This window comes from Candidatus Brocadia sapporoensis, assembly GCF_001753675.2.
GTDB lineage: Bacteria > Planctomycetota > Brocadiia > Brocadiales > Brocadiaceae > Brocadia > Brocadia sapporoensis.
In genome coordinates this window covers 41,671-49,179 of sequence record NZ_MJUW02000098.1, presented here as the reverse complement: position 1 = coordinate 49,179, position 7,509 = coordinate 41,671, and the positions used below count along the sequence as shown (strand labels likewise).

Annotated in this window: 8 protein-coding genes; 5 read left to right on the top strand and 3 right to left on the bottom strand. The window is 39.5% G+C overall.

Translation table 11 applies throughout. The features are described 5' to 3' along the window. Positions 1–294 precede the first annotated feature (294 nt). The gene (locus BIY37_RS14385; protein ID WP_420886189.1) at positions 295–405 is read left to right on the top strand and encodes an AvaI/BsoBI family type II restriction endonuclease; all 111 of its coding nucleotides are present in this window, start codon (positions 295–297) and stop codon (positions 403–405) included. A gap of 342 nt (positions 406–747) precedes the next feature. Here BIY37_RS14385 and BIY37_RS09200 read toward each other — a convergent pair whose 3' ends face one another. Continuing rightward, complete coding sequence (locus tag BIY37_RS09200) at positions 748–1,287, bottom strand: hypothetical protein (protein ID WP_070067548.1); 540 nt, start codon at positions 1,285–1,287, stop codon at positions 748–750. Between the two features lie 581 nt (positions 1,288–1,868). Here BIY37_RS09200 and BIY37_RS09190 point away from each other — a divergent pair. From BIY37_RS09190 to BIY37_RS09180, 3 genes are read left to right on the top strand one after another with little or no spacing between them, the layout of a single operon-like run. After that, positions 1,869–2,486 (top strand): PSP1 domain-containing protein, encoded by a 618-nt coding sequence (locus BIY37_RS09190; protein ID WP_080324980.1) that lies wholly within the window; start codon positions 1,869–1,871, stop codon positions 2,484–2,486. Beyond that, complete coding sequence (gene metG / locus BIY37_RS09185) at positions 2,479–3,999, top strand: methionine--tRNA ligase (RefSeq protein ID WP_070067545.1); 1,521 nt, start codon at positions 2,479–2,481, stop codon at positions 3,997–3,999. The genes BIY37_RS09190 and metG overlap by 8 nt, the downstream gene beginning before the upstream one ends. A 33-nt stretch (positions 4,000–4,032) precedes the next feature. Then, positions 4,033–4,470, top strand: coding sequence for a Minf_1886 family protein (locus tag BIY37_RS09180; protein ID WP_070067544.1), 438 nt, complete (start codon positions 4,033–4,035; stop codon positions 4,468–4,470). Between the two features lie 3 nt (positions 4,471–4,473). Here the strand turns inward: BIY37_RS09180 and BIY37_RS09175 are convergent, their stop codons facing one another. After that, positions 4,474–5,112 carry a formylglycine-generating enzyme family protein gene (locus tag BIY37_RS09175; RefSeq protein ID WP_146326913.1) on the bottom strand — a complete coding sequence of 213 codons (639 nt, stop codon included), beginning with the start codon at positions 5,110–5,112 and terminating at the stop codon, positions 4,474–4,476. A gap of 209 nt (positions 5,113–5,321) precedes the next feature. Beyond that, complete coding sequence (locus BIY37_RS09170; protein WP_070067550.1) at positions 5,322–5,822, bottom strand: DUF192 domain-containing protein; 501 nt, start codon at positions 5,820–5,822, stop codon at positions 5,322–5,324. Between the two features lie 110 nt (positions 5,823–5,932). On the opposite strand from BIY37_RS09170, the gene tilS reads away from it, so the two are divergent. Beyond that, a complete protein-coding gene (tilS, locus tag BIY37_RS09165; protein ID WP_070067542.1) occupies positions 5,933–7,420 on the top strand; it encodes a tRNA lysidine(34) synthetase TilS in 1,488 nt (495 codons plus the stop codon). Positions 7,421–7,509 lie beyond the last annotated feature (89 nt).

Below are 7,509 nucleotides of genomic sequence, written 5' to 3'. Positions count from 1 at the left end.
CTATCGGCTCCTAACTATTCTGAGAAAATATTCTCTCTCACCATCCGTTTCGCTAAATAGTTACGATTTGTGTTTGTTCAACCATGAACTAACAGACTTTTCAAACAAGAAAATTGCCTGAGATATACCTATTTCACGGACTTCGTATATTGCCCTTGGAGAATTAAAGGGTGGAATAGATCCGCAGTTGCTTATGAACACTGAAAAACAGCCAGAACACATCTTAATCATATTTCAGACTCATTTAAGAATTGGGTATAAACCAAATTTTTTTGAGATGGCTATTGAAGCAAAATGGCAGTTGAAATATGGCGTCTGCTCAAAAAGGGTGTACTTTCAAATGCTGCAAATTTAACTGAAGATAACAAAATAGCGTCTCTATTGCGTTGGTTGTGTAATCTATAATCGTGTACGCTATGTCATGAGGCAAAGGTGGAGTATAGGTAATTTTGAAGGGTTAAGTTTTGTTTCATTCAGTCCAGCCTGTGCAACCACCCCCATGAATTCCATTGCGGAATCAGACGATGCCGTGTTCAAGTCATTTTCAAAGAAGGCATTGACGAATTGTTGTCATTTTGAAAAGCAATCATTTAAACACAGCAGACATGGAGCCTACGAAGGTTAATCTCGTGGAGAGAACCCACATGTTACTACCGTGTCATAGATGCGTTTAATCCCGTAATAATTTCCAAATTTATCTTGAGAAAATTCTTAATCTCTAAAGCCCAGCAACCTGACATCTATTTCTCATTCAAATGCACTAATAATATATCTATGAATCAGACCCGCTTCTATTCCCACAACCATGGTTTCACATGATTTTATACTATCCCTGGGAATATCCGGTATAGTAAATTCTTCTTTTTTAACAAGCAAATCACGATCATCATAGATTTCTAATTTAAATTTTGCAAAGCGATAATTTTTTTCGGACCTGTTGGCTATCTCACCGGTAAAGAGCACGTTATCACCAAAGGGGCTGAAACGTACGTTTCTTATAAAGAATCCATTTCCAATATCTTCAAACCCATCCGTATGAAAAGGTTTCACCGTTTCTTTGCCAACAACCTCTTTTTTGGGTGCTTTTGAGGTTCCCGGAGAGAGATTTTTTTCTAATGTATTTACCCGTTTTTCCAAGGCCTCCACCCTTGCTATAAGATTTGAAATAACGATCTCCAGCATATTCAATTTATTGGACACATCCTGTGCACTTAACGCATCCATCATAAAAGTAGGAACAATGAACGCCACCAGAACTATGAAAAACTTTCTCTTCTCTCTCTTCATTTTCACACCATAAAGTATCTTGCCTCTATCTGACCTGAACAAGTCGAAAACATACCATGGGCTTTAAAGCATACAAAGGATGATTTTGCACTGTCTTTCGCTTCAACCGGGAATTATTATTGTAATTCAATAACAGGTTGTGGATTATTCTTTTTTTTAATTCTATTACGGGGTGATATTATCACACTCTAAGCAGGTAGCGCAAGTGTAATCCGTCTCAACCGTCACAGGCAATCACTAAAGACCGTGAATCTTGACAAGGCGCGATAGAGTTGTTATTATCATAATCAATAAATTTCCGTATACACCTCTTTTGCCATGCACCTTCATGCGACATATTTTAACAATTCGATACGGCGTTCTGAAAAACACGTCCGATTTTTATTCATCCTTTAACTCCCTTAAGAAGGGCGATTCCGTTATTATCCGTTCTTATCGGGGTGTAGAATTTGGTGAGGTAGTTACGAAGGTTAGGGAGTCCCCAGATGATGTCTCGACAGAAAATCTCGGAGAGATTTTACGAAAAGCCACTCCCGATGACAAGGAAAAGCAAAGAAAAATACATGATGAATTAATTCCTATTGAATTCAAGTTTTGTCAAAAAAAAAATAAAAGACCACAAACTTCTTATGAAATTGGCTAGTGTTGAACACCTCTTTGGGACAAAAAAAATCATCTTCTACTACCTTGCAAACGGGCGCGTAGATTTCCGTGAGCTTGTAAAAGATTTGGCAAAAGAATATCAGTCCCGCATTGAAATGAAACAAATCGGGGTTCGTGACGAAGCCAGGCTCTTAGCTGATTACGAACACTGTGGACGAGAGCTGTGTTGCAGAGCCTTCCTTAAAAATCTCGAACCTGTTACCATGAAAATGGCAAAAAACCAGAAGGCCACGCTAGACCCTTCTAAAATATCAGGTCGATGTGGACGACTCATGTGTTGTTTGCGTTTCGAAGACACCGTTTACGAAGAGCTAAAACACGCGTTGCCAAGAAAAGGTTCTGTTGTCAAAACTGCGCAAGGAATTGGCGAAGTCGTTAATTATGATGTTTTACAACAACAAGTTACCATTGAATTAGAAAACGGAAGTAAGGTTAACACATTAGTTTCTGATATTATTGATAGGGTAAGAGAGCCGGCGCGGCAAAAAGAGACAGTTTGTGATCACCCCTGCGAAAAGGATTGTGGTCTTGAGTAAACAGAGCTTTTATCTTACCACACCCATTTATTATGTAAATGACATACCACATATCGGACATTCTTATACTACCATCGCAGCCGACGTACTGGCTCGATATAAAAGAGCCAGGAACTTCGACGTATTTTTTCTGACAGGAACAGACGAGCATGGGCAAAAAATTCAAAAGGCGGCTCATGCCTGCAATAAATCTCCCTTGGAATTTGTGAATGATGTGGTAGAAAAATTCAAAACCTTATGGGACGACCTCAACATTTCATATAATGATTTCATACGAACAACTGAGGAACGGCATTGTCGACGCGTCAAAAAAATCTTTCAAAAGATCCTGGAGAATGGTGATATCTATCTGGGAGAATACGAAGGATGGTATTGCATCCCTTGCGAAAGTTTCTGGATCGAATCTCAGTTGAAAGAAAAAAAATGCCCTGAATGCAACCGTCCTGTTGAAAGAGTAAAAGAAAAAAATTATTTTTTCCGGTTGTCCAAATATCAGAAACGTCTTCTGGAATATTATGATAAACATCCTTCTTTCGTCCAGCCCGAGTCGAGAAGAAATGAATTACTGCAGAGAATCAAATCTCAGATAGAAGATGTCAGTATTAGCCGTTCCGCCGTAGAATGGGGCATTCCGGTTCCTTCAGATCCAACTCATACGATATATGTCTGGATCGATGCGCTTCTGAACTATATTACCGCGCTGGGTTACGATGACGACTTACAACTATTTCAAACATACTGGCCTGCAAGCGTCCATATCATCGGAAAAGAAATCTTATGGTTTCATGGAGTTATCTGGCCGGCGATACTCATGTCGTTAAAAATAGATTTGCCTTTTAAAATCTTTGCGCATGGTTGGTGGACCGTGGAAGGCCAAAAGATATCGAAATCTCTGGGAAATGCAATAGATCCGCATAAGATTATTCAGTCTTATGGCACGGATGCTTATCGATACTTTTTACTGAGAGAAGTCCCTTTTGGATTAGATGGAAATTTTTCATATAGTGCTCTCATTCACAGAATAAATTCAGATCTCAGTAACGATCTTGGCAACCTATTACAACGCACATTAACCATGATTGAAAAATACTTCCAGGGAATAATTCCCGAAGTTTCCCGTGCTGACGACGAACTGAGCGGGGCATCGCGAGTTACCCATGATGCAATGGAACGGGAGATGGACAAACTTCAATTTAGCAGATCTCTTGAGATTATTTGGGAATTTATTGGCCGTACCAACAAATTTATAGAAGACAAAAAACCCTGGTCGCTGGCTAAAACAAGTGCGACAAGGCCGCAACTCAGCACCGTTATCGGCACTCTGGCACAAGCGATTAAAGATATTTCTGTTTTCATTTACCCGTTCATGCCAACAACTGCTGCAGAAATTCAACGACAACTTGGCATCATCGAAAACAATCAAACTCCTCGTTTAGAGTTTCAACAAAGTTTTCAAAAAGGGGTGATTATACGAAAGGGGAAACCCTTATTCCCAAGAATTGAACCCGTTTAAATTTTTTATATTTGGAGTTTTAGAGTGATAGATATGACAAAGGCATGGAGCAAGATAAAAGAAATTATGAAAAAAGACCCCCGTTATGCCTTGCACGCCTACCAGTTTGTATTTGAAGCCCTTGATTATACCACAAATATGCTTGGCAAAAATCAACAGAAAACAACCGATGCCGATCGTCATGTTACGGGGAAACAACTTATGGAGGGCATCAGAAAATATGCTTTAAAACAATTCGGTTTTATGTCTTTAACCGTATTCGGACTCTGGGGGATAAAACAAGATTTAGATTTTGGTAATATCGTCTTTAACCTGGTGGAAAGCGGTCTCATGGGAAAAACAGAAACGGATTCACCGGATGACTTTAAAAATATTTATGATCTCAAGAAGGTCTTCGACGAAGGATTTAAATTTGACGGAAAATACGATATCCATTTATCACTCAAAGCATTGGGTATCAAGAAAAGATAGTCGCTAGGCATCTTTGACACAACGAAATCCAACATTATTATCTTTCCCTTCGGGATAACTGCAGCTTCGATAGGCACTCCTCAGAATATAGTGATGGTTGAGCCACGACCCTCCTCTCACGACCCGAAATTTTCCTTCCTCGTACCAATCCTCACACCATTCCCAAACATTGCCAGCCATGTCAAAACAACCAAAAGGACTTACGCCTTCTTTTCTATTACCAACTAGTGCCGGAGAACCCGTATTGGGATCCTGATTATAAGCAGCTTTCATGCTATCCGGTTGTATATTTCCCCATGGATACTCTCTGCCATCGACTCCGCGCGCCGCTTTTTCCCATTCCACTTCCCTTGGAAGTCGTTTCCCTGCCCATTTTGTATAAGAAACAGCGTCTTTCCAGCTAACACCCACCACTGGCTGAGCTGGTTTATTAAATCGCTCATTATTCCAAAACAGAGGTTCCGGCGACCCTGTTTCTTCGATAAATTTTTTATATTGTAGATTCGTTACAGGAAATATATCAATATAAAAAGCTTCAACAAAAACAGTTCTTCGCTCCTCCCCCATAATAAATTCACCCGACGGCACAAGAACCATTTCCGAGCCGTCCTTTTCATTAATGATACTTGCCAACTTCATCATGTTTGTAGCACCCATAGCAAAGAAAAGGTTAAAATTCCTTGTTTTTTCTTCTCTCTTTTTTTCTTACTTTTCACAGAGCTTTTCACCCCTCTTTTCACAGTCAACTGCCGAAAGAGGTTTTGTTTTCGCATTTTTTAAATCGCTTACGATGCCCGGCATTCTCGCTTTCTTTGTGTTTACACAACCTACTCATAAAGAATTACGTGCCTTTATCTTTCATTCACATTTATATTCTTATCATCCGTAATACGTGGTATCTTTACCCTGTCACCTTCTTTCACCTTGTGCATTGTAAACCAGCCTTCTTTCATCTCAAGGGCATATTTAACTTTTTCTCTTGAAACGTGAGTATCCAAACTATAGGGTTTCATAGATTCTATTTGTATAATTCGGCCGTCTTCCTTAATAAAGGCGAGAGAAAGGGGAATATGCGTGTCTTTCATCCAGAAAGACAACTCTTTCTCGGTTGGAAAAATAAAGAGCATTCCTTCATTATCGCCTAAATGATCACGATACATCAAACCTAAAATTTGATCTTCAGGAGTAGTTGCCAATTCTACTTCCAACGCGATTCCGGCCACACTAATAGGCATTACCTTGTTTCTTTTTTGCCCATCACCCCAAATCTCCCTGATACCTGCGTATATTAGCACCATGCAAATAAAAAGTATCACAAAAGAAAAATAGCCATACCTTCTGTTCATTTCCATAACCACCATTCTCTAAAAATCACACCCTGAGATATTTTACGAACCTCAAAACCAAAGTCAACCTATTTCTAACCTTGACTTACTCCAACCAACCCGATATAGTTCTGATTATGCGTTTAGACGCCTTCTCTTACAAGATTTTTAATATCATAACAAGACACCAACTTATTAAACCTCATGATTCAATCATTGTCGGCGTATCCGGAGGACCTGATTCTGTTGCACTTATTAAGGTTCTTCATGCTATTAACTCGGCGAAGAACCTCCATCTCAGCCTGTTTTTAGCACATCTTAATCATCAACTACGGGGAAAATCTTCGGAAGAAGATGCACAATTTGTTCAAAAATTATCGAACAACCTTTCCCTGCCCTTCATTCAGAAAAATGTAAATATACAAAAAATCGCAGCTCAAACAAAACGTTCCATTGAAGAAGCTGCCCGGAGAGAACGTTATAAATTCTTTATGGAGTCAGCACAAGAATATCGTGCTTCTGCCATAGTACTCGGGCACACAGCAGACGATAACGCAGAAACCCTTCTTCATCGTGTAATCCGGGGAACAGGGACATTAGGACTTGGAGGAATACCCTTAAAACGCCCATTAACCACAGGTTCTCCAATACACCTTGTGCGTCCCCTCCTCTTTGCCTGGAGAAAAGAAATTATCAAATACCTCGGGGAAAAACAATGGAACTACAGGACAGACGCCTCCAATTACGAGCCGGTATACCTCCGCAATAAGTTGCGCCTTGAATTAATCCCATTATTAGAAAATCAGTATAATCCCAATATAAAAAATCTCTTGACGCAACTATGCCAAATTCTCAATCTCCATAATACGTTTTTTGTCACCGAAGCAAAAAAAATATTGGAAGTCTCCGTCGTAGAAGAAAAGAAAGATTCCTATACCATTGACACCCGCCGTTTAACGCAATATCCTAAAATACTACAGTATTTTACATTGAAAGAAGTTTTGAATAGCCTGCATGTCTCTTTACGCGAGATTACCTATGACCATTATACAAAGATATTGGACGAAATAGTTAAGAAAGGGAAGAAGCGTCATTTCCAACTACCCGAAAAACTTTCCCTGTGGCTCGAGCACGGCATGCTCCATTTTCAAAGAGACCGCCTTCCTACACAAAGCATACCCGCGTTAGAAGCCACTGTCCAAATACCAGGAATAACGCCTGTTCATACTTTGGGATACTTGGTAGCTGAAATATCAGACATGCAAGACTTCTCTCTGGAGACCCACAAAAAGCATAAAACAAGGGATCGGGAAGCCCTTGATTTACATAGCATCACCATGCCACTTTCTGTGAGGATGCGCCAGAACGGAGACACGATTTCACCATTAGGCACCCACGGGCACAAAAAACTGAAAGACCTCTTTATTGATAAAAAAATACCCTTAAAAGAGCGAGATACCATCCCTGTTATTGTAATGGACAACCAGCCCGTTTGCGCTATAGGAATCTGTATTGACAATAAGGTAAAAATTACTGCTAAAACAAAAAAAATTTTAACCCTTACATTCCAAAGAAGTTATGCAGGAAACAACCGTACGGAAAAGAATTTCATTGCTTCAAAATAAAATTTGTAGTTTCCAAAAGTTATTCATGGAAATTTCTATTCGTCTACAAGCTTCTCAAATTCGGGACACATTCAAAATTGTCTTTTTTT

Bases quoted from the DNA above. Each gene is read 5' to 3' on its own strand.
- BIY37_RS14385 (WP_420886189.1), top strand. From the start codon at position 295: ATGGCAGTTGAAATATGGCGTCTGCTCAAAAAGGGTGTACTTTCAAAT.
- BIY37_RS09200 (WP_070067548.1), bottom strand. From the start codon at position 1,287: ATGAAGAGAGAGAAGAGAAAGTTTTTCATAGTTCTGGTGGCGTTCATT.
- BIY37_RS09180 (WP_070067544.1), top strand. From the start codon at position 4,033: ATGACAAAGGCATGGAGCAAGATAAAAGAAATTATGAAAAAAGACCCC.
- BIY37_RS09175 (WP_146326913.1), bottom strand. From the start codon at position 5,112: ATGATGAAGTTGGCAAGTATCATTAATGAAAAGGACGGCTCGGAAATG.
- BIY37_RS09170 (WP_070067550.1), bottom strand. From the start codon at position 5,822: ATGGAAATGAACAGAAGGTATGGCTATTTTTCTTTTGTGATACTTTTT.
- tilS (WP_070067542.1), top strand. From the start codon at position 5,933: ATGCGTTTAGACGCCTTCTCTTACAAGATTTTTAATATCATAACAAGA.